The following is a 22,739-nucleotide window of genomic DNA, read 5'->3' as shown; positions in this document are numbered from 1 at the left end:
CCTGTCCAGATCCTTTTTCGCGGCGTGAGCATTTTGTACGGCTCTTGCTCTCGGGCGCTTGTGACGGTGGCCCCCGGGCGGTTGCGTGTCACGCGTTGCTCGTCTGCTCGTCTGCTCGTCGCTCACGCACGCCGGGGACCTGCGCCTCGGACCCGCGGGCGCCCCGCCGCCCTGGACGCGGTGGTTGGTCGATGGTCGGGCGCGGGACGCGGTGGCTGAACGAGCGGGCCGCGCCGCCGCTCGCTGTGCGGTCTGGCACCTCGCGCAGCTCGCGCCGCACGGCACCGCGCGGGCGGCGCTTCGAGCCTGCCGGCTGCCGCCCGCGCGCGGGCGCTGCTACGGTTCGCCTGTGCGACGCCCGCTGCTCGCCTCGTCGGCCCTGCTCCACGCGCTTCGCCGTGCGTCGCTCGCGTCGCTCGCGTCGCTCGCGTCCATTGCTCTCGCCGTCGCCATCCCTCGCGCCGGCGCCGCGCAGGACCTGCCGACGCTGAGCGGGTCCTGGACCGCGAGCGCCCTCACTGAACAGTGGTCGGTCTCCGCCTGGGGGCAGGCGTGCGGGCCCAGGCCTCGCCCGCAGGGTGCCCCGGGCGGCGCCGTGCAGATCCAGCAGCACGGCTCGGAGCTCTCGATCTCGGGCGCCGGACGGTCGTGGAGCACCGCCGAGTGCTGGGAGCAGATGCCCGGGCTCGCGCGGAGCAAGCACTCGGCGTCTGGCAACGCGCGCTCCTGGCAGACCCGCTGCACCACGCCGGCCAGCGATCCCCGCCGCGCCGTGGTCACCACCACGACCCAGGCGACCGACGCCAGCATCAACATGGTGGAGACGGGGCAGTACCAGTTCATCATCCAGGACACGACCTGCAGCGCGTCGGTCACGAGGACGCGGACCTACACGCTCGTCCGGCGCGAGGGCGAAGCGCCCCCCGCGGCGAGCGCCCCGCCGCCGGTGGCGAGCGCTCCGCCGCCGGTCGTGAGCGCTCCGCCCGCGGCGCCCGCCGCAGCCGAGAAGAAACCCGCGGCGTCGCGCACCTGCGACGCCCCCGGCGAGCCGGCGCGCCTCGAGGTCACGCCGTCGCGCAAGCTCATGCGGCCGGGCGAACGCTTTCAGTTCCGCGCGCTGGTCATGGATGCGGCGGGGTGCGCGCTCCCGACGAGGCCCACGTGGTCGATCGCGCCGGGGCCGCTCGCTTCCGCTGCGACGGTCGACGCGACAGGCGCCCTCTCGCTCGGCGCCGGCGCGGGCGAGGGGGCGCTCGGCCTCGTCGCGTCCGTCGCCGGCAAGGGGGTGACCGTCGCGATCGAGGTGACGAGCCCCGATCGTTACGACGCGCTCCTCGCGGCGAGCGGGCTCAACGATGCCGGCGAGAGCGAGCAGGCCGCCGTCGTGGTGATCGCGGCCGGCACCATCGGCGGGCGCACGACCTCGGGCGAGGACCTGGGACGCCAGCGCAAGAACCTGTTCGTGGCCATCGTGGGCGGGGTCGCGGCCTGCCTCGGATTTGCCGGGTTGATCCTGCTCCGCCGAGGCCGCCGGCGGACAGGAAGCGACGTGGAAGGCCCGGCCTCCACGGCCGGCGCCGCCGGCGAGCGCGACAGCGCAGGCGCCGAGGGCGCGCCGGCGCCCTCGGGGGCCTCGCTCGCGGGCGCCGCAGGGCCAGCCGCGGCGCCGGTCCGGCCGACGCTGCGGGCTCGTGGAAAGATCTGCCCAACCTGCGGCGACCGCTATCCGAGCGAGGCGATGTTCTGCGGGAAGGACGGCACGCAGCTGCTGCTGCTCAATTGATCGCGCCACACTGCGCGCGCTGCGCGAGGACGTGGACGCGCGCTGCGTCATCGCGCGGCGCTGCGCCGGCGGCGATCATAAAAGAAGTCGCCGCCTTGATCGGCCTCGCGCCGTCCCGCTATTCTGCGTCGACCGACCGGGCCGCGTGATCGTGCGCGTGTGTGGTCGTTGAACCCATGCCCGCATGCCGGAACGGGAAGGGCGACAGTCGCATGAAGATTACGTGTGAGTCGTGCCAGGCCAAGTACACGATTGCCGACGAGAAAGTCGCCGGCAAGACGGTCAAGATCAAATGCAAGAAGTGCAACCACTCGATGGTGGTCCACGGCGCGAATGAGGCTGCCCCGGCCGCACCGCAGGACGCGACCGTGGAGCAGCAGGGCGACCTGTCGGATGACGCCGAGGCGAAGCTCGTGGCCGACGTGGGCGGCGCGCCCGCGGCGGCGGCGCCCGACACGTGGACCGTCAACGTCGCCGAGGGCGACGAGCGGACCATGACGACCGCCGAGCTCGTGGCCGAGTACGCGCGCGGAGGCCTGAGCAACGACACGTACGTGTGGAAGGACGGGATGGGCGACTGGCTGCCGATCGCCAGCGTCCCGGAGCTCAAGGAGCGATTCTCCTCGCAGGAAGACGCGGCGCCCGCGCCCGCAGCAGCCGTCGCCGCGGCGGCGCCCGCTGCCGCTGCGCCCGCGATCGCGACGCCCATGCCCGCTGCGCCCGCTGCCGCGGCCGTCCCTGCTGCAGCTGCACCGGCGGCCGCAGCGGCGCCTCCGCCCGCAGCGGTCTCTGCGCCGGCCGCCGCTCCGGCGCCTGCCGCTGCAGCTGCGCCGGTCCCCACGGCTCCGGCGCCTGCTGGTCTCAGGTTCGGGCCCGAGGGGACCGTGGTCATGAAGGACTCGCGGCGCGCCCTGAACCAAGCGGGGGCCGCGACCCCGGCGCCTGCAGCCGTCGCATCGGCGAAGGTCCCGGAAGCTGCGGCGCCGGCGAGCCCAGCGGCCGCGGCGACGGCGAGCCCAGCGGCCGCGGCGCCGGCGAGCCCAGCGGCCGCGGCGCCGGCGAGCCCAGTGGCCGCGGCGCCGGCCCCAGGCGGCGCACCGGCGCCAGCGGCTGCGCGTCGCGCGGCCCGGGGGGCCGCGGTCGACGTCTTCAGCGCCGCGGAGCGCGCCGAGGACCCCGCCGGGTCCGCCCCGCCGCCGGGCCTCGATCGCCAGGTGGGCGAGCGCAACGAGAACTCGGTCCTCTTCTCGCTCTCGGCGCTCACCGCGACCGAGAACGCGGCGGCGGCCAAGCAGAAGGAAGAAGACGAGCTCCCGTCGGGCCGGCGTCCCTCGAACCGCCCCTCGAAGAACAACGGTCGAGCCGGCTATGACGACCTGCTGAACCTCGGCGGCGGCGCCATCGCCTCCGCGCCGATGCTCGCGCCGCCGCCGTTGCTGGCGCCGGTGACGGACTCGCGGCCGCCTCCCTCGATGTCGCTTCCGTCCAAGGCGTCGGTGCCGCCCGCGTCGCTCTCGTCGCTCTCTCCGCTCACGGCGCCGGAGGCCTCGACCAAGAAGGGCCGCACGGGTCTGATCGCGGCCGCGATCGCCGCGATCGTGCTGATTGGCGGCGTCGCCTTCTTCTTCATGCAGTCGCCGACGCAAGAGGCGTCGACGGTCACGCCGGAGCAGGCGAACACCGCCCCCGCCGAGGTGCCGAGCCCTGCGCAGACGGCGGCGCCGGCGCCGCCGTCTGCCGAGACCGCTGCGGCCGCAACGCCGTCCACGGCGGAGACGGCGGCGCCGTCCGCGGAGCCCACCGCCAGCGCCGAGGCCCCGAGCGCCGCGACGCCCGCTGCCGCGACGCCCGCCGCGGCGACGCCCGCCGCGGCGGAGAAGCCGGCGTCCGCGCCCGCCGCCGCGGCGGAGAAGCCGGCGGCATCGAAGCCGGAGCCGGCGGCGTCCGGAGGCGCCGAGTTCAACCGTGGCGCCGCGAGCTCGGCGCTCGGCGCGGCCGCTGGCTCCGCCAAGAGCTGCAAGAAGGCCGGCGGACCGACCGGGACCGGCAGGGTCAAGGTCACCTTCGCGCCGAGCGGCAGCGTCACGTCGGCCGAAGTCCAGGGGGCGCCTTTCGCCGGGACCAGCGTCGGCGGCTGCGTCGCCAGGCTGTTCCGCGGCGCGCGGGTGCCTGCCTTCGGCGGGGGCTCGGTCTCCGTCAGCAAGTCCTTCACCATCAACTGATCGCGGCCCGAGCACGGGCGCTCCCGCGAGTGGCCCTCGCGGCGTGCTGGAGGGCTTTCTTCAAGCGCGAGGGCCCGCGGCAGCGGGGCCGAGGGCTCCTGTCGCGCGCAGAGCCTGCGTTGCGCGCCGGGAGGCTTCTGACGCGCCCACCAAGGTCGCTGCCAGCGGCGCGGGAAGGCCTCCGATGCGCGCCCGGAGCTTCCGTCTCACCGAAGAGGAGGAGACGACATGGGCGGTGCTCGTGACCAGGGCAGAGCGGCTCGGGCGGTAGCCACGGTGCGGTCCAGGGGGACGGTTCCCGGGCATGGCGAGCAAAGCGCCTGTTCAGCGCAATCCCAAATCACTCGGCAGATATCCCCGTAATTCATGGGTGGAGCCACGTCACCGGTGCGCGGCGCCTTCGGGGCACTCGATGACACCCACTCCTTCTGTTGGCCTGCTGGACGGCAACGTTGGCCTGAGGCAACCGAGCCAGGTTGGGCCAGCGGCACGGGCGCGTGTGAGGGACGATTGAGAGATGAGATGGTTTGCCTTGTCGTAATTGCACGACACCGCTCGATGCCATCTCATGAATTGCGTCCAAAAATAGATTTCTTTTCCATGGTCAACCTGCCTGCGACTTGCTAGCGAATCGGCCTCAGAGATGGCGCGCCGCCGATCCCGTATCGGGCGGTGCAAGACCGACGCTTGTCCTTCCGCGCCGCGGAGGCGCTTGCCCCATCACGCCGGCCATTTGCACACGCCGGCCAGAAGGATCGACCCATGGGCGTGCACGTGATTCTCGACATCGATCCGCGAGGCATCGACGAGGCCGAGTGGGCAGCCACCTACGACGAGACGCTCGCGCTCCTTTCGGCGTGGCAGCCGCGCCTCCTGGGTTGGGGCTGGCGCTCGATCGAGGGGGTGCGCGTGCCGATGTACATGCGCTCGCTCCGTCGTGATGTCGATGACCCCAGGAGGGCGTGTTGGTCCGTGGTCGGCGACCGCGACAGCCTGCAAACGGCCGAGTGCCAGTCGCTCTACCGCGACCTTGGCCGGTACACGGCGCGCCGGGATCAAGGCCCCGACGGCGATATCGTGGTCACCGCCGCCATGCCGGACAAAGGCGACACCGGCGGCCCCGCGCGCGTCTTCGGCGACAAGACGCAGGGCTGTCCGTACCATTTCGCCGTGCTCGCGGCGGCGATGCTCGTCGAAGAGCGCTTTCCGCGGAATGCGATGGTGTGGGGCGACATCGACCGCGGGCAGGCCGAGGAAGCCAGGCGGCTGGCTGCGCCCCTGCTCGGCCGCGAGCTGCCGCTGCCTGTGCGCGTCGATGCCTCGCGGCTCATCGAGCGCTTGCGTGCTCGCTACGCTGCGGGCGCGTTGCCCGGCGCGTTCAAGCGTGTGTTCCTCGGGGAGGCGAGCGAGCAGCATGAGGCCATGCTGCGCGCGTTCCCGGGCGAGGACGGCGCACGTGAATGGCAGCGTGCGCTCGCCGAGTGCAAATCGCCAGCTTCGCTCGGCGCAGGCCGCCTGGTGATCGCCTGGCTCAACGCAGGGCGCGGTCTGCGTGATGCGTGCCGGCTCGCTTGCCTCGCGCCGGAAGGTCCGCGCTTCTCGCCGGAGGATTTCGTCGCGATCCTCGCTTCGACATGGGTCGCGGTGCCGCCTCCTGCGCGCGAGCCGCTGGTCGCGTTTTGTAAGCCGCCGGGGGCGCCGCACACGGTCGCGTCGCTGCTTGGCTCTTTCTTCCTCGATATGGCGGCTGCAGGACGGCATCTTCGGATCAGCATCGAGCCAGCGGCGATCGCCGCCGATCTTTCGGAGGTGTTCGGCGATCGCGGGCCTGCGCTCGCCGCGCAGCTGTGCGAGAAGAGCGCGACGATCGAGGCGCATCTCCGCGAGCACGCGGACGGCCTGAACGCCTTCGTCGCGAGCGCGGGCGACGTTGCCGGCGACGATACGGAGGCGCTCGCGGTGCTCCGCTCCGCAGATGCGATGGGCCCGAACCAGCGAACCTGGGTGCGGGCGATGGCATGGAGCGTGATGACGGTGCTCGCGGGCCTCCGTGGCGGGGACCCGAAGATCGCGGAGGCCCTCGACGATGCGGAGCAGGGGAAGCGTCTGCTCGTACGGATGCTGGCCGAGGGAGCCCCGTTGCTCACCGAGGACGCGTGGGATGGTGTCCTCGCAGAGAGGAAGGCGGACGTCATCGCGTGGTGGGTCGCGCTCGTCAGCATGCGGGCTAGCGAGCTGCACGCGTCGCAGGTCTGCCGTGCCTTTCTCGAGAACGCCGAGCTTCGGGCCTACGCAATCGCAGTTGGTCGTGATGAGGCGGCGATGCGTGAGCTCGGCGAGCTGGCTGCCAAGGTGCGCGCCGGTGGCGGTGGTGATCGATGACGCCCTGTTCAAGTCCACGTTCGGCCAGCCGGAGCACGCGGCTGCGGCGCTGCGCCAGGCGTTACCTGCCGCCCTGGCGGCCCGCATCGACTTCGCCTCGCTGGCGTTGCAACCCGGCAGCTTCATCGATGATGCGCTTGCCGCGAGCCACAGCGATCTCCTCTTCACCGCCAGGCTCGAGAGAGCGTCGCTGTTCGTCTACGTGCTCTTCGAGCACCAGAGCACGACGCACCCGCTGATGGCGTTTCGGCTGCTCACGTACATGGTGCGGATCTGGCAGGGTTACCTGGAGCGCCACCCGAGGGCGACGCTCCTCCCGGCGATCCTGCCCGTGGTGCTGCACCACAGCGAGGGTGGCTGGAGCGCGGCGGTTTCGTTCCAGGATCTGCTGGAGGTGCCGCCGGAAACGCGGACGCTGATGGCCGAGTATGTGCCGCAGTTCCGCTTCGTGCTGGACGACATCAGCCAGGAGACTGACGAGGCGCTGCGCGCGCGGGCGATGACGGCGCTGGGGCGGCTGGTGCTGTGGTGCTTCCGGCATGCGCGCGATCCCGAGGATCTGGTGGAGCGCCTGTCGGCGTGGCGCGACGTGGTCCAGGAGGTGCGTCGGGCGCCTGACGGAGGGGCTGCGCTCGTGCGCGTGTGGCGGTATATTTTGAGCATCGCCGACCCGCGCGAGCCCGACAAGCTGCTGCCGAGGCTGCTCGTGGCGGCGGGACCGGATGCCGAGGAGGAGATCGTGACCATCGCAGATTACCTTCGCGAGGAGGGCCGGCTGGCGGGCGAGCGAGAGGGCCGGCTGGCAGGCGAGCGAGAGGGCCGGCTGGCAGGCGAGCGAGAGGGCCGGCTCGAGGGGCAGCGGAGCACGTTGCTGAAGCAGCTCCGGCTGCGCTTCGGCGAGCTGCCGCAGCCGATCGAGGCGCGCATCCGCGCCGCCGATGCCGTGCAGATCGAAGGCTGGACCGAGCGTGTGCTCACCGCGCCCACGCTCGACGACGCGCTGGCCGAGCGCTGACGCGGCGGTGAACGTCTACCCCCTGCGCCGCCGGCAGAGCAGACCGGCCAGCGCGAGCCCCGCGAGCCAGCCGGCGCTCCCATCCCGGCCTCGCGGGCTGGCCGCGCAGGGGCCGAGCATGCCGCTGCCGGCCGCGTAGAAAGACTCCGGCACCACGGCGACCTCGGTCGGCGGCGCGCCCGGGGCGTCGCCGTTGCCGTCCGTCGGATCGTCGCTGACCGGCGCGCCGAACGCGCCCGCCGCGGCGATCTTCGCCTGGTTCTTGATGAAGTCCGGCGCGTCCGCGTCGACCGTCACCTCGAAGCGCACCGTGACGCTGCCGTCGACAGGGATGCTCCCGCCCTGCGCGCCGTCCGCCCCATCCCCGAGCCAGAACGTGACGGTCCGCGTCGCGGGATCGTACTCCCCGAGGTCGTCGCCAGGCGCGTCCGTCTGGGGACCGGCGTTCGGCCCATCGACGATCGACAGCGAGCCGGGGACGAACGTCACCCCAGCAGGCAGCGCGTCCGTCAGCACCGCGCCCACGGCCTCGTCATTGCCCGTGTTCGTCGCCGTGATGCGGTATTCGACGGCGTCCCCGCGGTAGGTCGGCAGCCCGCCGAGGTCCGTGGCCACCTTGCTCGATTTGCTGAAATCAGGCCCATAGTTGGAGATCGACGTCACCCACCCCGCGAGGAAATAGAGCTCGTCCCTGCTCGTGGCGACGAGCGTGGCCCGATCGTCCCCCGGCGTGAGCTTCGCGCTGACGTCCACGATGTCGATGTCGACCCCCGACATGCTCTGAGGCGTTCCCGGGATCCTCGGGAGATCGCCCTCCACCGACACCGCCTTTCCGAGCGCCGAACGGGTGCTGTTGAAGAAGTTGTCGGCGGGGTTCAGCTCGTCGCTCAGCGCCTCGGCCAGATCGGGCTTCCCCGGGTTCTTGGGGTTGAAGAACACGCTGTCACCGGTGTTCGAGTTGTCGCCCTCGAACGCGACGATGCCCAGCTTCGCCACGAAGCCGGCGTCGGGCACCTTGAAGCCCGAGAGCTCGACCTGCTGCCAGCCCACGTCGGAGACCCGGTCGAGCCCGTCGAACAGCGCGAGGTTGCGCATCGGCGATCTCGGCGCCTCGTAGAACACCACCATCCACCACGCCACGAAGACCACGTCGTCGTCGCTGTCCCTCACGTCGACGACGTCCACGCCGCCCACCCGGTAGGCCCCGGCGCCGCTCTCCTTCACGATCGAGGTGATGTCGGCGACGGACTGGTAGTTGTGCGACTCGTTGGGTTTCCCCTGGTTGATCACCGTCTCGACCGAGTCGATGGCGGTCACCGTGCCGTCGTAGCCGCCCGCGTGGTGGAGCTCCACCTCCGGATCGGCGCCGGCGGTGTTGCGCGCGGCCCAGTACAGGAACGCGTGGGTCACCGCCGCCCCCTCGGGCAGCGTCAGCACCGCGGTCGTGCGCGCCATCTCCGGGGTGATATCGAGGCTCGCCTCCGCCCTGCCGTCAGCAGGCGAGTCGGACCGCCAGAAGAGATCGGGCCCCGACTCGACGGTCGACTGGCCGCAGGCGCCCATCGTGCCCTCCGTGGGCCTCGGCGTCGCGGAGCGGCACTCCTGCCCGATCGAGCTCCCGATGAGGGCGAAGTCGCCCTGCTGATCGATCTGTACACGCAGCTTGGGCTCGGCCGTCGCGCTGGCGGTCGTGAGCCCGATCAGCGTGAGGGACGCGAGCCCCGTGATGCTCAACTGCTTTCTCATCAATCCTCTCCGGTCTCTGCCTGCGGCTTGTACGCGGCCTTCTTGATGATGTTGAACTGGACTCGCCGGTTCCGCTGCCTCCCGGCTTCCGTCGCGTTGTCGTCGATGGGCTGCTCCCGGCCGTAGCCCTGGGCCGTCAGCCGCGTCGAATCGATGCCGCGGCGGACCAGCGCCGCCATGACGGAGTTGGCGCGGTTCTGCGACAGGATCCTGTTGTGCTCCACCGTGCCCCGGTTGTCGGTGTGACCCTGGATCTCGATGAGCACGATCTCCGGGTGCTCCTTCAGCACCTCGGCGACCTCGTCGAGCAGCGGATCGCTCACCGGCTTGATGGTGGCCTTGTCCGTGTCGAACTGCACCTGCTGGAGGATCACCACGTGCTTCTCGGTCACGCGCACCGCCTTCGGGCAGCCGTGCTTCTCCGGGTCCGGATCCGCGAAGCCCTTCTCCCTCGGGCAGGCGTCCGTGTCGTCGCGGAACGTGTCGCCGTCGGTGTCGCGCGGGCAGCCGTTTTTCGCCGGATCCTTCGAGCGGACCCCCTTGACGTCGGGGCAGGCGTCCTCGGCGTCGGCCACGCCGTCGTCGTCCCGGTCCGGCGGGCAGCCGTTCTTCTTCGGGTCGTCGCTGCGCACGCCGGCGATGGCGGGGCAGGCGTCCTCGGCGTCGACGATGCCGTCGGCGTCGCGGTCCGGCGGCGGCGGGCAGCCGTTCTTCTTCGGGTCGTCGCTGCGCACGCCGGCGACGGCGGGGCAGGCGTCCTCGGCGTCGACGATGCCGTCGGCGTCGCGGTCCGGCGGCGGCGGGCAGCCGTTCTTCTTCGGGTCGCCGCTGCGCACGCCCGGCACGCTCGGGCACGCGTCTTCGGGGTCGCCGATGCCGTCCCTGTCCTTGTCGGTCGGCTGCTCCGGCGTGAAGGCGGCCATCGCGACGGCGCGCACGTCCGGCGTCCCGATGCCCGAGGTGATCCCCGGCCCGACGCCGATGCCCGCCTCCATGAAGGGCAGGAATCGATACCTCGCGTCGAGGAGGAGCTCCGCGTTGGTCGAGCGACTGCTGATGTCCTCGAGCACCATCGCGGCGCTGAGCTCCGGCCCCACCTGGAGCCGGCCGTCCAGCGCGAGGAACCCGACGCCGCCGCCCAGCGTGAGCATCGTCCCCTGCGCCACGCCGCCGAACGACTGGGAGCGCCGGACCTCGGTGCCCAGCGCGGTCGACCAGACGAGCCGATCCATGCGGCCGCCGGCCGCGACGTACGGCATCGCCCGGACGCTCCCGTCGCTCACGAACGAGTCGTCCGCGCCGGTCGGCAACCAGAGGTAGGCGCCGACGGCGAGCTGGAACGGGTCATGGTACGCACCATGGAGCTGCAAGCGCGCGCCGAGCCGCACGTCGCCGAGCGCCGCGCCGCTCGGCGACGGGAACTGCTGGCCGCCGCCGCTCGGGCTGTCCCCGGACTGCAGCGCGGTGAGCGGCGCATCGAGGTCGACGCTCAGCTTGTTCCAGAGCGGGAGCGACGCGCCCAGGCGGAACGTGAGCTGATCGCTGACGACCGCGCCGATCTCGGCGCCGTCGCGCTCGCGCCGCAGGACCAGCGGGTTGCTCGCGTAATCGGCGAGCAGCATCACGTGCGGTGTGAGGTGCCCTGCCACGAACGGCGACGGCACGCTGAACATGCGGTCCCCGGCCGGCGCCGGCACGAAGCGGCTCAGGGCCATGCCTCCGGGGTTGACCGGCGCGTCCTGCCCGTGCGCAGGCGCGGGAAGGAGAGGGACGACGACGAGGGCGGCCAGCGCGGTGGCAAGCGAACGGAGAGGCCAAAGTCTCATGAGGTGGCACCCTGCATCGGCGGGTTTCGCATGACGATATAAGACGCTGTCGCGGATGAGTATACAGGTCGGCAAGTGCGGAGTCTTGAACAACGAGCGACGTCGTCCGCATGTTCGTAGGACTTGCGCGCACCTCCCCGGACCATTCCCCGACCATTCCGCGCCACCCCCAGCGCATTTCCCGATCCGCTGAACGAACGAGAGGCGATCGCGCGCAGGCGGCGCGCGCTTCATCGCAGCGACGCCGCCGCGAGCGGGCCGTGCCGCGCGGGCGAAGTCGACCTCGTCGAAGAGCGCATATCCCGCGCTGCCCGCCGGACGACTGTAAAGAGAGGGACCGTCGAGCCGCAGAGAGGGCCGGGAGAGCCCATGTCGTCGCGGCGGCCCCGGCGCGATGCGGTCCGACTCCAGGGTCGGTCGCTCCAGCCACCCTCGCGAATGGCCAGCGCGACGGCGCGACCGCTCCGGCGCCCCGTCGCGCTGGCGCGAGGCGGGCGCCCGGGCCGGCAGCGCGGGATCGCCGGCGATGCGGCGGCGCGCCGCACACCTCGCCCGGCGCGCCCTTCGTGGCGCCTGCCCGCCGCGCAGCGAGCGCGCTCGGCGCACGCCGCTCACCGAGCTCGTGGCACGCCGGGCGCTCGAACCGCCGCGGCCTTCGAGGGCGAGCTCGAACGGCGCGGGGTCCGATCCGGACGGAGGACCTGCTGGACGGCACAGGGGGCGCTCGGGCGCCTGCGCTCTGGACGCCGAGCGGCTATGGTTCGCGGCACATCGCGATGGGCACCCTCCTCAAGCGTGCGCTCGACCAGGCGGCGGTCTGGCATCGAGCCCAGAAGCGCAAGTATCCGAACGCCGACGTCCCCTACATCAGCCACCTCGCCGGCGTGGCGGTCCTGCTCGCGCGCCACGGCTTCGACGACGAGGTCGTCGCGGCCGGCGCGCTGCACGACGCCATGGAGGACCAGGGCGTCACGTTCGACGAGCTGAGCCAGCGCTTCGGCGATCGCGTCGCCACGCTCGTCCGCCACGTGACCGAGCACGACAGGGCGCTGCCCTGGGAAGACCGCAAGCGGCTCTATCTCGAGGCGTTCCCGAAGAAGCCCTGGGAAGCGCAGGCGATCACGCTGGCTGACAAGATAGACAACTTCCAGTCGATCATCGTCTGCGCGCGCGAGCACGGCGATCCGTGGTCGATGTTCAAGCGCGGCAGGGACATGCAGATCGCGAGGTTCGAAGAGCTGCGCGCGATGTGCCGCGGCCTGCCGCCGCACCCGCTGCTCGACGAATACGGGGCCGTGCTCGACGAGCTCCTGTCGACGGGCTGAGCGCCGGATCCGCGGGGGCTCGGCGACGCGCTCCGGGGCCTCGGGCTCGGCGGCGAGCGGAGCTCCGCCCGCGGCCAGGAGATCCTGAAAATCGAGGCCTCGGAGACACGGTGTGTCTCGAACGTGCGCGAGGTGACGGCGACGCGCGCTGGACTCCGGAGAGGCCCTCTCGGGGCTGCGCGCTCGGTGAGAGCAAGCGTGAAGGGTCCAGAGCTCCCGTGAGCCACCCTGCCCCGCTCCGTGCCGGATCGGGTTCACTCGCGCCCTCCGCTCCCTTCATGTGAGCACGACGAGCACCCCTCCTGCCCGTCCCGGGCGAGCGACAACCACCCTGATCCTGGCCGGCGCTGCGTTCCGGAGCGGCCGGGGCGCGCGCGCCGACAGCCGCTCACCGGCACATGCGATGCACCGGGTGAGGGGAGCTCCTCCAAGGAGGCACCGATGAAGCTTCTATCTCCCCGCCATCATGGATACGTCGATTACGCGGTCGTCGTCCTGCTCGCGCTCGCGCCGCTCGCGCTCCGCCTCGATCCGGTGCCCACGGCGGTCTGCTACGTCGCCGCCGTGGCGCACCTCGTCGTGACGCTGCTGTCCGATCAGCCGCTCGGCGCCGCCAGGATGATCCCGTTTTCGGTGCACGGCGCGCTGGAGACCTCCCTCGCCGCCGCGCTGCTCGCGTCGCCCTGGCTGTTCGGGTTCTCCGCCGAGCTCTCGGCGCGGACCTTCTTCGTGGTCACCGGGCTCGCGCTCGTGCTCGTCGCCCTCACCACGAGGTACTCGACCGGCGCCGCCTCCCGGCAGGAGCCGTACGACCGCTACGATCGCTGAGCCGCGCGGGCGGCGCTCAGCAGGCGGAGACGGCCGCCTGCGCCTCCCGCATCACCTCGGGCCAGGCCGGATCCGCGCGCGACACCTCCATGGCGATCGCCAGCGGATCCTCGCCGGCCGCGATGGCGAGGCGCGCGGCAGCGGAGCCGGTGAGCAGATCGAAGGCCGGGATCGTGTCGACGTACTCGTACCGCTCGGTGCGGAAGCGGAACTGCTCGGGTTGCTGCCTGCAGGCGAACGCGATGAGCGCGACGTACGTCGCGACCGGGCGGAAGGCGCGCGGATCGGTGACGTGGATCTGGACGCCGCCGCAGATCTTGCCCGCGTGCTTCTGGAAGGTGGGCCGGAAGGTGAGCGGCCGCGCGACGAAGCCCGGCAGCGCCGTGGACGCGAGGCGCGCGGCGAGATCGCGGCCGTCGAGCCAGGGGGCGCCGACGATCTCGAACGGGCGCGTCGTGCCGCGGCCCTCCGACAGGTTCGTCCCCTCCAGCAGGCAGCCGCCCGGGTAGACGAGCGCGGTGTCCGTCGTCGGCATGTTGGGCGACGGCAAGACGAACGGGCGATCCCACCCGGACGCGAGCGCCTCCCGGCGATGCCCCTCGACCGCCACGACCTGCAGCCCGCAGGCGACGTCGCCGAGCGGGATGCCCTCGCGCCGCGCGAAGAGCGCGACCAGCTCGCCCACCGTGAGCGAGTGGCGGATGGGCACCGGCTCCAGGCCCACGAACGACAGGAACCCCGGCGCCTGCGTCGCGCCCTCGACGCTCTCCGCCGCGCCCCCGAGGGGGTTCGGCCGGTCGAGCAGCACGACGTGCACGCCCGCCGCGTGGGCCGCCCGCAGCGCGAGGAGCGCCGTCCAGACGAACGTGTAGTACCGCGCGCCGACGTCGGCGAGATCGATGAGGAGCACGTCGATCTGCGCGAGATCCGCCGCGGAAGGCGAGAGATCCTCGAAGCTTTCGCCGTACAGGCTGACGATGCCCGCGCCGGAGCGCGCGTCGACGCTGCTCATCACCGTCGCCATGTCCTGCGCCTCGCCGCCATAGCCGTGCTCCGGGCCGAAGAAGAGGCGCGGGCGCAGGCGGAGGCGCTCGAGGACGAAGGCGATGTGGATCAGCTCGCGATCGACGCTCGCCGGGTGCGCAAGGACCCCCAGGCGAGTCGAACGGAGGCGCTGGAGCTGCGGAAGATCCGGGAGGCGGTCCAGTCCGACGTGCACGTCGCTGTGCTACCAAGGCGAGCGCGTGCCGTCCATGCGTCCGCGGTGGATTCTGTGTGACGCGCGGCGACGGGCGGCGTCACTCCTCGGGGGCGCTCTCCGCCAGCGCGTCGAGGTCCATCGGCGCGGCGTCGTCCGCCGAGCCTCCGTCGGAAGGCCCCGCCGGCCACGCCTCCTGCCCGTCGTCGCGCAGGTGGATGCGCTCGAGATAGAGCCCGTCCGGCGGCGCCGTGATCCCTGCGTCGCGCCGGTCCAGCGACGAGAGCGCGCGCGCGATCGCGCCGGGCGCGAGGTGGCCGCGCGCCACGTCCATCAAGGTGCCGACCAGGATGCGCACCATGTTGTGCAGGAACGCGTTGCCCTCGACGTCGATCCGCACGACGCGCGGGTCCGCGGGATCGAGCGACAGCTCGACGCCGTACAGCGTCCGCACCGTGGTCGTCCGCTCGTCCGCGCTCGTCCGGAACGCGGCGAAGTTGTGGGTGCCCTTCGCGGCGAGCGCCTCGGCGCGCGCCCGCTCGATCGCCTCGTCGGTGATGCCCTCGACCCGCCAGGCGCGACGGCTGAGGAACGGGTCGCGGACCAGATCCCGGAGGACCAGGTAGCGGTAGCGCTTGCGGAGGCTCTCGAAGCGCGGCGAGAACCCGAGGCGCACCACGGCCGCGCGCCGGATCACGATCTCTTCCGGGAGGTGGCGCGCGGTCGCGAGGACCCAGCCGCGCGGCGGCAGCGGCGCCGTCGTGTCGAAGGCGACCCGCTGGTCGCGCGCGTGGACGCCCGCGTCGGTGCGGCTCGCGCCGCGGATCTCGCGGATGCCGGGGTCGATGACGCGCAGCGCGCCGAGCAGCTCTCCCGAGACCGTGCGCTGGTCGCGCTGGCGGGCGAAGCCCGCGAACGGACGCCCATCGTAGGCGACCGAGAGCAGGATCCCCCGGCTCGAAGCGGCGCTCCTCGCCACGGCGCGATCGACGCGCGCGGCCTAGCCGCCGCTCCCCCCGGCGCCGCCCGCGCCGCCCGAGCCGCCCGCGCCGCCGGCACCACCCGCACCGCCGGCACCACCCGAGCCGCCGCCTCCCCCGTCGCCGTCCGAGCCGCCGTCGCCGCCCGTGCTGGCCGAGGAGGTCCGCGACGCATACCCCTTGACGCACTCCGGGTTGACGAGGCCCTCCGCGTTCTTGCAGCACTCCTCAGGGGCCGCCAGCTGGCCATTCACCACGCAGGCCGGGAGCTGATAGCAACCGTCCGGATCGTTCTCGATTCCCTGGTCGGCGTCGAGGTTGTTGTCGCAGAGCGCCGTGGTTCCTTCATCGACGTGGCACGCGGCGCTCTGCAGGACGAGCGGCGCGAGCGCGAGGAGGAGCAAGCTGGCCATCCGGGGGGGGAGCGTTCGCATCGGCTGCTTCCTATTGCTTGATGGTGAAGTTGATCGGAACGTTCACCACGACGCATCCGCTCTGCGGCGGAGGCAGTGATTTGCCGCGGAAACGTCCCAGGACGCAAGACGCAATCTCGCCCGAGCCCACCGTGTCGTTGAGGATCGAGGCGCTGCACACCGCGCCGTTGGAGGCGACCTGCACGCTCACCGTCAGCTTGCCGGAGACCTCCGAGGTGCGCAGCGCGCGGTTATAACAACCCTGCGCCGAGCGAGCGAGCCCCAGGACGGCGGAGTCGAGCGCGGGCGAGGTCGCGCCGTCGCCGCACTTGCCGGAGCAAGGCGACTTGCCGGTGGTGGCCGGGCCCTGCCCCGACGCGACCTTGCCGGCGTCCACGCCGGCGTCCTCGACCTCCTCGACGGGCGGCGGCGGCGGGGGCGCGAACAGCGGCGGAGGCTCCGCGGGCTTCGTCTCGGCGGGGACAGCGACGGTCGGCGCGGCAGGCGGCGCGGCAGGCTCCGGGCGCAGCTTCCAGTAGAGCAGGCCCGCCATGAGCGCAGCAAGGACGACCATTCCTGCGATGTAAGGCCCAGGGCCGCCGGATTTTCCCGGGATCTGCTGGGATGACGGAGGCATCGATGCGGACACGTTGAGAAGTCCTCCCGGAGAGACGCGCGAGGTCCGGCCGCTTCGGCGGGACCGTCGTGCGCCGGAGCCGAGACGCGGGCGCGTCCGGCGGGGGCGAGTCTACAAGGGCGGGCAGGGAAGCGCGCCAGGAAACTGGATGCGCCCCGGATGAACACGACAGCGCCGCGCGGAGGGCTGCTCGCGCGTGGCTGGCGCGCAGGCGGCTCAGCGCGCGTGGCTGGCGCGCGCAGGTGGCTCAGCGCGCGTAGAACGACACCGCTGTGTCACCGTAGGCGCGGCTCGCGGTGCAGGTGAGCCCAGCGATCTCCGGGGAGGGATCGCGGCGCGCGTGCTCGAGGACGAGGCGCCCTTCCGGGGCGAGCAAGCCGAGCGGGCCGGCGAGGCGCGCGGCCGCCGCGGCGGCCTTGGCCAGGACGGCGTAGGGCGGATCGAGCAGGGCGAGGTCGAAGGGGCCCTCGTCGCGGAGCAGATCGAGCGCGCGCTCGACGGGGAGCGGGACGACCCGCGCCGCCTCGTCGAGGCCGAGCGCGGCGAGGTTCTCGCGGAGCACGGCGAGCGCGGGGCGGCCGCTCTCGACGAAGACCGCGCGCCGCGCGCCGCGCGAGAGCGCCTCGATGCCGAGCGCGCCGGTGCCGGCGTACAGGTCGCAGACGAGCGCGCCGGTGACGTCGCCGAGCGAGGAGAAGAGCGCCTCGCGCACGCGGTCCGCCGTCGGCCGCGTGCCCTCGCCGCGCGGCGCGGCGAGCCTCCGCCCGCCGAGCCGGCCGGCGATCACCCGCACGGTCGTCCCCCCGTCATCGCGGGCAGCGAGGCAGAGCTCACCAGCGGTACGTCACGTCGACGCCGCCGCCGCCGAGGCCGACGCTGGGCTGCACGCTCCAGCCGGCGCGCTCCGTGGTCTGGCCGTCGCTCGTCACGAGCAGGTACGCGCCGACACCCGCGGACGCCACCGCCAGCGGGTAGAAGACGTACTGGAGCGCCATGAACGTGTCGGCCCTCTCGCAGAGCTCGATGCCCTTGCGGGCCGTCTTCGCGTCGGCGGTGAAGTCGTCCTGGATGGCCCTGCGGTTCTCGAGCGCGCAGACGTCCTCGACCTTCTCCGTGAACAGCCCTCGATAGGCCACGTACCGCGCGTCGCTCTGGATGCTCGCGACCTGGACGGAGCTGATGACGGCGACGGAGCCGAACACCGCCCCCGCGCCGAGGCCGATGAACCCGCCCATGCGCTTCCAGTTGGTCCGCGTCGACTCGGCTGGCATCTGGCTGAGCGCGACGTCCGTCGTGGCGACGGGCAGGACCACGACCGACGCCTGGGAGTCGAGGAAGCCGGCCGACTTGACGCGCACGTCGTGCGGCCCGGCGGTGACCGTGAAGGTCGCCTCGCCGTTGTGCACGTTGCCGGCGGGCTTTCCGTCGATGAAGACGCTCGCCTGCGCGGCGCCCGTCCTCACGCGGAGAGCCCCGCTCGGCGGCCCGCCGGTCAGCGTCGCGATCGCCTGCGTGGCGATCTTGCGGAGCGGCTCGTCGTTGGCCTCGGTGAGGTTCGCGCTGTACTTCACCGGCACGCTCGATTCCGGCTTGCCGCGGGTCCAGAGGTGCAGCTCGCCCTCGACCTCGGTGTCGCTCCTGCGGAGCATGCCCCAGATGTAGCGGTCGCTCTTGATCTGGTCGGCGATGCGGGCCTGGCAGCCCGCGTCGGGACGATCGTCGCACTGGAGGGAGAGCGTCAGGACCTCGAGCGAGAAATCCTCCTCGCGGACCGACCACCCCGGGGCCTCCTTGATGGCGGAGCGGAGCGCCTGGGTCAGCGCGCCGGCCTGGTCGTAGGCGTCGTCTGTCCGGAGGACGACGACGGTGATCGGTAGGGCGGTGGGCGACGGCTCCGCCGCACGGGCGGCGTTGCTGCAGGCGAGGAGGGCCACCACGGCAGCGAGACCGGTCCTCTGTGCGCGCGTCATCATGTGGTCCTGGGCTCCACGCGCCCAAGTTACCCGCCCGGCGGCCAGGAAGGCAATCCGTGAGCCGGCGAGGCGGCGCGGCGGCGCGATCGCGATGTCGGCGAGGCGAGGGGGCGTGATCGCGGTGACGGCGCGGCGAGGCGGCGGCGATCGCGACGACGAGCCGGCGAGCCCACGCTGCGCGGGCGGCGTTTTTCGTTTCGCCCACGATTGCGCCGTGTCAGAGCGTCGTAGGCGCCGGCCCGCCTTGCAGCGCGGGCGCCGCGCGCTCCTCTGCCTGGTCCATGAAGGTCCCCCGACACATCTTCCGCGAGTACGACATCCGCGGCGCCGCCGAGCGCGACCTCACGAGCGAGCTCGCGCGCGAGCTCGGCGCCGCGTTCGCCCTGCTCCTCGGCCGCGAGCTCGCCGCGGGGGCGCCTCCTCGCCGGGCTCGGCCGGAGGTGGCGGTCTGCCGGGACGGCCGCCTCTCCAGCGACCGGCTGTTCTCCGCCCTCACGGAGGGCCTGCTCGCGGGCGGCGCCGACGTGATCTCGGCGGGGGTCGGGCCGACGCCGCTGCTCTACTTCGCGGCGCACCACCTCCACGCCGACGGCGCGATCATGATCACGGCGAGCCACAACCCGGCGCCGGACAACGGGTTCAAGCTCATGCGCGGCAAGGCCTCGTTCTTCGGCGAGGACATCCAGGCGCTCGCCGACCTCCTCGAGCAGGGTGGCGCCGATGGCCGGAGCGCCGCGGCGGCGCGGGGCGCGCTCACCGAGGTCGAGCTCACGGAGGACTACATCGCGGCGGTGCGCGCCGCGGCCCGCCTGTCCGGCACCGACGTCCGCTTCGTGATCGACGCCGGCAACGGCGCGGCCGGCCCGCTCGGCGTCCGGACGCTCGAGGCGCTCGGCTTCGCGCCGGACGCGCTCTTCTGCGACATCGACGGCCTCTTCCCGAACCACCACCCGGACCCGACCGTGCCCGAGAACCTCGAGGCGCTCCGCGCCCGCGTGCTCGCGACCGGCGCCGCGCTCGGCGTCGCGTGGGACGGCGACGGCGATCGGATCGGCGTGGTCGACGAGCGCGGCGAGGTGCTCTGGGGGGACAAGCTGCTGCTCCTGTTCGCGCGCTCGCTCCTCGCGGAGCGCCCCGGCTCGGCCGTGCTCGGGGAGGTGAAGTGCTCCGAGACGCTGTACGCCGACATCGCCGCGCGCGGCGGGCGCCCCATCCTCTGGAAGACGGGCCACTCGCTCATCAAGACCAAGATGAAAGAGGAGGGCGCCCTGCTCGCCGGCGAGATGAGCGGGCACATGTTCTTCGCCGATCGGTGGTTCGGGTTCGACGACGCGATCTACGCGACGGTCCGCCTGCTCGAGATCGTCGCCCGGGCGCGGCGGCCCCTCGGCGAGCTGCTCGCCGACGTGCCGGAGACCTTCGCCACCCCCGAGATCCGCGTCGACTGCCCCGACGCCGTGAAGTTCGAGGTCGTCCGCCGCGTGACCGAGCACTTCCGCCGCGCCCGTCCGGTCGTGGACATCGACGGCGCGCGCATCGACTTCGGCGGCGGGGCCTGGGGCCTCTGCCGCGCCTCCAACACCGGCCCGATCCTGGTGCTGCGGTTCGAGGGGCGGTCCGTCGCGGACCGCGACGCGGCCCGCGCCGAGGTCGAGGCCGTCGTCACCGCCGCCGTCCGCGACGCCGTCGCCGCCGCCCCGCTCCCGTGACCATGTCCGAAGGCGAGCAGCAGAGCGAGGCCTGGACGATCCGGCGCGTGATCACCTGGGCCACGGGCGACCTGAAGAAGCGCGGCGCGTCCTCGGCGCGCCTCGACGCCGAGCTCCTGCTCGGCAAGGTGCTGGGCATCGATCGCGTCGGGCTGCTCATCGACGCCGAGCGGCCGCTCGACCGGGCCGAGCTCGCCGCCTACCGCGAGCTGCACCAGCGCCGCCGCGCCGGCGAGCCGGTCGCCTATCTCCTCGGTGTGCGGGAGTTCTACGGCCGCCCGTTCCGCGTCGATCCGCGCGTGCTCATCCCCCGCCCCGACACCGAGATCCTGGTCGAGGTCGGCCTCGCCCGGACGAGGCACCTCGCCCTCTCCGCGCGCGTGCTCGACCTGTGCACCGGGTCCGGCTGCGTCGCTATCAGCCTCGCGTGCGAGCGGCCGACCAGCCGTGTCCTCGGCGTCGACATCTCGGACGGCGCGCTCGCCGTCGCCCGCGAGAACGCGCTCCGCCTCGGCGCGGTCAACGCGGGGTTCCTGCGCTCGGATCTCTTCGACGGCGTGCCGTCCGGCCTTCGCTACGACCTGATCACCGCGAACCCACCGTACATTCCGGACGAGGACGTCGCCGCGCTGCAGATCGACATCCGCGGCTACGAGCCCCACCTCGCGCTCGCGGGGGGCCCGGACGGCCTCGTCTTCGCGCGCCGGATCGTCGCGGGCGCGCCGGCCTTGCTCGCCGCCGGCGGGGTGCTGGCCATGGAGGTCGAGGCCGGCAAGGCGGGCGCGGTGGCAGAGCTCTTCGCCGCGGCGGGGTTCGGCGGCGTCTCGAGGCACCTCGACTACGGCGGGCACGAGCGCGTGGTCTCCGGCGTCCTGCCCTGATCGCCCGCCGCCCGGGGGGACGGGCGGCCGCCGCGGCCGCGCAGCGCGCGCCTCCGCGAGGGCCGCGCAGCGCCCGTGCCTCCGCGAGGATGGGGCTGGCGCGCTGTATGCACAGCGACGCACGGCGAGGGGGGCGTGGCGCAGTCGGTGGCGGGGGCTCGGTGGTGACCCGCGCGCCGCTGGCTGCCTGCGCCGCCCCCGAGCGCGTTCACGCCGCGAGGCGAAGAGGTGTCCCATGAGGCAGGTGGATCCCAGGCCGGAGAGCTCGACGGCAGATCTCGTGAAGGAGGCGATCGCCGAGGCCAGGGAGCTGATGCAGGTCGAGGTCGCGCTGGCGCGCGACGAGATGAACGAGGAGATCGCGCGGGCGAAGGCGTCGTGCGTCGCTCTCGGCGCCGCGGCGGCCGCGGCGCTCCTCGGGGTCGCGCTGGTGCTCGTCGCGATCGCGCTGGCGATCGCGCCGGAGCCGCTGCCGGCGCTGCTGATCGGGCTCGCGTTCATCGCGCTGGCGATCGTGGTGGGCGTGGTCGGCTACAAGCGCGCGCCGAGGAGGCCGCTCGAGAGGACCCGGGGCCGCCTCGGGGCGGACGTCCGGCTGGTCCGGGAGCTCGTATGAAGGGGCTGAACGGTCAACGCGCGGACTTCGAGCGCAGGGCGGACGAGCTGCGCGATCGGCTGATGCACACGATCGAGGCGCTCGATCGGCGGCGCCACGCGCTCGTCGACGTGCGGTCGCGGGTGCGCCGGCACGGCCCCGAGGTGCTCGCCGGCGGGCTCCTGCTCGCGATCGCGGGCGGCGCGGCGGCGATCGCGCTGATCAAGGAGGCGCGCGCGCGCAACGAGCGGCTGGGCGGCGAGCGCCTCCGCGCGCTCGTGCGCTTCTGGCGGCACCCGGAGTGGGTGGCGCCGCGCGGCAAGCCGAGCGTGTCGCGGGAGATCGGCCGGAGGATCCTGGTGGGCATGGCGTCGTACGTGGCGATGCAGCTCATCCGGCGCGGCGTCCGGCTCACGCTGGCGCTCCCGGAGGGGGACGCGCAGGCGCGGCGGAGCCCGCTCGAGCTCAGCGCCGCGGCGTCGAGGACCAGGCCGCCGTCCGGTCAGGGCCCGGTGTAGAGGGCGGTGCGCCACCCCAGGTAGAACCCTGGCTGGCGGACGGACGTGCTCCAGGTGTAGTCGGCGTAGAGCCACGGGCCCATCGCCACCTTCCAGAGCCGGATCCCCTCGTAGAACACGCCGCCTCCGATGCGGGCCGGCAGGGCGCCGTCGATGACCTCGGCGCCGTCGGCGTCGGAGGTCGTGTACGCGACGCCCGTGCCGGCGTCGAAGATGACGCCGACGTCCCTCCACCGATCCGCGAGCGAGAAGAGCGGGAAGACCTCGGTGTGGAGCATGAACCCGCCGGCGAGGGAGGCGTGGTCCGCCGCGCTCAGGCCGTGTCCGCCGAAGGCCGCGCCGAACGTGAGCCAGTCCGCGAGCGCGCCGCCGATCCAGACATAGCCTCCGGCGCCGATCCCGACGCCGGTCTCGGTGTAATGACGCTGGAATCCGATCTTCTGGACGTCGTTCTGGAAGCCGGCGGCGCTCCCGAGCGCCAGGCCTCCGGCGATGCCCGCGGCGAGCCCGCTGCGCCGCACGGCTGATCTGGGCGCGAACAGCGGGTCGGCGGCGGGCGTCTCTCCGGACGCCGCCGGCTGCGCCGCGGCGGCCGCGGGGACCAAGCTGAGGCCAAGGAGCGCCGGCAGCGCGGCCGCGCGCGCGCGTCGGAGGTGGGGACACGTCGCCATGGGCTCCCTTTCCTATACGATGACGCGGGGCTCGGCA

Annotated in this window: 19 protein-coding genes; 10 read left to right on the top strand and 9 right to left on the bottom strand. The window is 73.0% G+C overall.

Annotation, left to right across the window (positions count from 1 at the left end):
• Nucleotides 1-349 precede the first annotated feature (349 nt).
• The 4 genes from WMF39_RS43820 (at nucleotide 350) to WMF39_RS43805 (ending at nucleotide 7,402) form a co-directional block, all read left to right on the top strand.
• Nucleotides 350-1,783 (top strand): hypothetical protein, encoded by a 1,434-nt coding sequence (locus tag WMF39_RS43820; protein ID WP_437742366.1) that lies wholly within the window; start codon nucleotides 350-352, stop codon nucleotides 1,781-1,783.
• 212 nt (nucleotides 1,784-1,995) lie between these two features.
• Entirely contained in the window at nucleotides 1,996-4,005 is a 2,010-nt protein-coding gene (locus WMF39_RS43815; RefSeq protein WP_437742365.1) for a zinc-ribbon domain-containing protein, read from the top strand.
• A 1,170-nt stretch (nucleotides 4,006-5,175) separates the two neighbouring features.
• Entirely contained in the window at nucleotides 5,176-6,387 is a 1,212-nt protein-coding gene (locus tag WMF39_RS43810; protein WP_437742364.1) for a hypothetical protein, read from the top strand.
• On the top strand, nucleotides 6,368-7,402 hold the full coding sequence (locus tag WMF39_RS43805; protein WP_437742363.1) for an Rpn family recombination-promoting nuclease/putative transposase: 1,035 nt from the start codon (nucleotides 6,368-6,370) through the stop codon (nucleotides 7,400-7,402). Before WMF39_RS43810 ends, WMF39_RS43805 begins: the two co-directional genes overlap by 20 nt.
• A gap of 15 nt (nucleotides 7,403-7,417) precedes the next feature.
• Here the strand turns inward: WMF39_RS43805 and WMF39_RS43800 are convergent, their stop codons facing one another.
• Complete coding sequence (locus WMF39_RS43800; RefSeq protein WP_437742362.1) at nucleotides 7,418-9,148, bottom strand: DUF3344 domain-containing protein; 1,731 nt, start codon at nucleotides 9,146-9,148, stop codon at nucleotides 7,418-7,420.
• Nucleotides 9,148-10,974, bottom strand: a complete 1,827-nt coding sequence (locus WMF39_RS43795) for an OmpA family protein (RefSeq protein WP_437742361.1) — start codon at nucleotides 10,972-10,974, stop codon at nucleotides 9,148-9,150. Before WMF39_RS43795 ends, WMF39_RS43800 begins: the two co-directional genes overlap by 1 nt.
• A gap of 776 nt (nucleotides 10,975-11,750) precedes the next feature.
• Here WMF39_RS43795 and WMF39_RS43790 point away from each other — a divergent pair.
• The gene (locus tag WMF39_RS43790) at nucleotides 11,751-12,299 is read left to right on the top strand and encodes an HD domain-containing protein (RefSeq protein WP_437742360.1); all 549 of its coding nucleotides are present in this window, start codon (nucleotides 11,751-11,753) and stop codon (nucleotides 12,297-12,299) included.
• 441 nt (nucleotides 12,300-12,740) lie between these two features.
• Nucleotides 12,741-13,127, top strand: a complete 387-nt coding sequence (locus tag WMF39_RS43785; RefSeq protein ID WP_437742359.1) for an SPW repeat protein — start codon at nucleotides 12,741-12,743, stop codon at nucleotides 13,125-13,127.
• Nucleotides 13,128-13,143: 16 nt separating this feature from the next.
• On the opposite strand, the gene WMF39_RS43780 is transcribed toward WMF39_RS43785, so the two are convergent.
• From WMF39_RS43780 to WMF39_RS43755, 6 genes are all read right to left on the bottom strand, one after another.
• A complete protein-coding gene (locus WMF39_RS43780) occupies nucleotides 13,144-14,346 on the bottom strand; it encodes an exo-beta-N-acetylmuramidase NamZ family protein (RefSeq protein ID WP_437742358.1) in 1,203 nt (400 codons plus the stop codon).
• A gap of 79 nt (nucleotides 14,347-14,425) precedes the next feature.
• Nucleotides 14,426-15,304, bottom strand: a complete 879-nt coding sequence (gene truA, locus WMF39_RS43775) for a tRNA pseudouridine(38-40) synthase TruA (protein WP_437742357.1) — start codon at nucleotides 15,302-15,304, stop codon at nucleotides 14,426-14,428.
• 21 nt (nucleotides 15,305-15,325) lie between these two features.
• Nucleotides 15,326-15,739 carry a hypothetical protein gene (locus WMF39_RS43770; protein ID WP_437742356.1) on the bottom strand — a complete coding sequence of 138 codons (414 nt, stop codon included), beginning with the start codon at nucleotides 15,737-15,739 and terminating at the stop codon, nucleotides 15,326-15,328.
• Between the two features lie 10 nt (nucleotides 15,740-15,749).
• On the bottom strand, nucleotides 15,750-16,292 hold the full coding sequence (locus tag WMF39_RS43765) for an AgmX/PglI C-terminal domain-containing protein (RefSeq protein WP_437742355.1): 543 nt from the start codon (nucleotides 16,290-16,292) through the stop codon (nucleotides 15,750-15,752).
• Between the two features lie 310 nt (nucleotides 16,293-16,602).
• Nucleotides 16,603-17,148 carry a 16S rRNA (guanine(966)-N(2))-methyltransferase RsmD gene (gene rsmD, locus WMF39_RS43760; protein ID WP_437742354.1) on the bottom strand — a complete coding sequence of 182 codons (546 nt, stop codon included), beginning with the start codon at nucleotides 17,146-17,148 and terminating at the stop codon, nucleotides 16,603-16,605.
• Nucleotides 17,149-17,185: 37 nt separating this feature from the next.
• Complete coding sequence (locus WMF39_RS43755) at nucleotides 17,186-18,325, bottom strand: hypothetical protein (protein ID WP_437742353.1); 1,140 nt, start codon at nucleotides 18,323-18,325, stop codon at nucleotides 17,186-17,188.
• Nucleotides 18,326-18,609: 284 nt separating this feature from the next.
• Here WMF39_RS43755 and WMF39_RS43750 point away from each other — a divergent pair, with 284 nt between their 5' ends.
• From WMF39_RS43750 to WMF39_RS43735, 4 genes are all read left to right on the top strand, one after another.
• Complete coding sequence (locus WMF39_RS43750; protein ID WP_437742352.1) at nucleotides 18,610-20,037, top strand: phosphomannomutase/phosphoglucomutase; 1,428 nt, start codon at nucleotides 18,610-18,612, stop codon at nucleotides 20,035-20,037.
• Nucleotides 20,038-20,039: 2 nt separating this feature from the next.
• Entirely contained in the window at nucleotides 20,040-20,918 is an 879-nt protein-coding gene (prmC, locus tag WMF39_RS43745; protein WP_437742351.1) for a peptide chain release factor N(5)-glutamine methyltransferase, read from the top strand.
• Nucleotides 20,919-21,153: 235 nt separating this feature from the next.
• Complete coding sequence (locus WMF39_RS43740; RefSeq protein WP_437742350.1) at nucleotides 21,154-21,534, top strand: phage holin family protein; 381 nt, start codon at nucleotides 21,154-21,156, stop codon at nucleotides 21,532-21,534.
• Nucleotides 21,531-22,031: a hypothetical protein gene (locus WMF39_RS43735; protein WP_437742349.1), complete on the top strand. Its 501-nt coding sequence runs from the start codon at nucleotides 21,531-21,533 to the stop codon at nucleotides 22,029-22,031. Before WMF39_RS43740 ends, WMF39_RS43735 begins: the two co-directional genes overlap by 4 nt.
• On the opposite strand, the gene WMF39_RS43730 is transcribed toward WMF39_RS43735, so the two are convergent.
• On the bottom strand, nucleotides 22,016-22,702 hold the full coding sequence (locus tag WMF39_RS43730; protein WP_437742348.1) for a hypothetical protein: 687 nt from the start codon (nucleotides 22,700-22,702) through the stop codon (nucleotides 22,016-22,018). The two genes, WMF39_RS43735 and WMF39_RS43730, sit on opposite strands and share 16 nt — an antisense overlap.
• Nucleotides 22,703-22,739 lie beyond the last annotated feature (37 nt).

The organism is Sorangium sp. So ce1504, from assembly GCF_051521635.1.
In the GTDB taxonomy this organism is placed as follows: domain Bacteria; phylum Myxococcota_A; class Polyangia; order Polyangiales; family Polyangiaceae; genus Sorangium; species Sorangium cellulosum_B.
The sequence above is the reverse complement of the archived record's forward strand: the minus strand, read 5'-3'. Positions and strand labels throughout refer to the sequence as shown.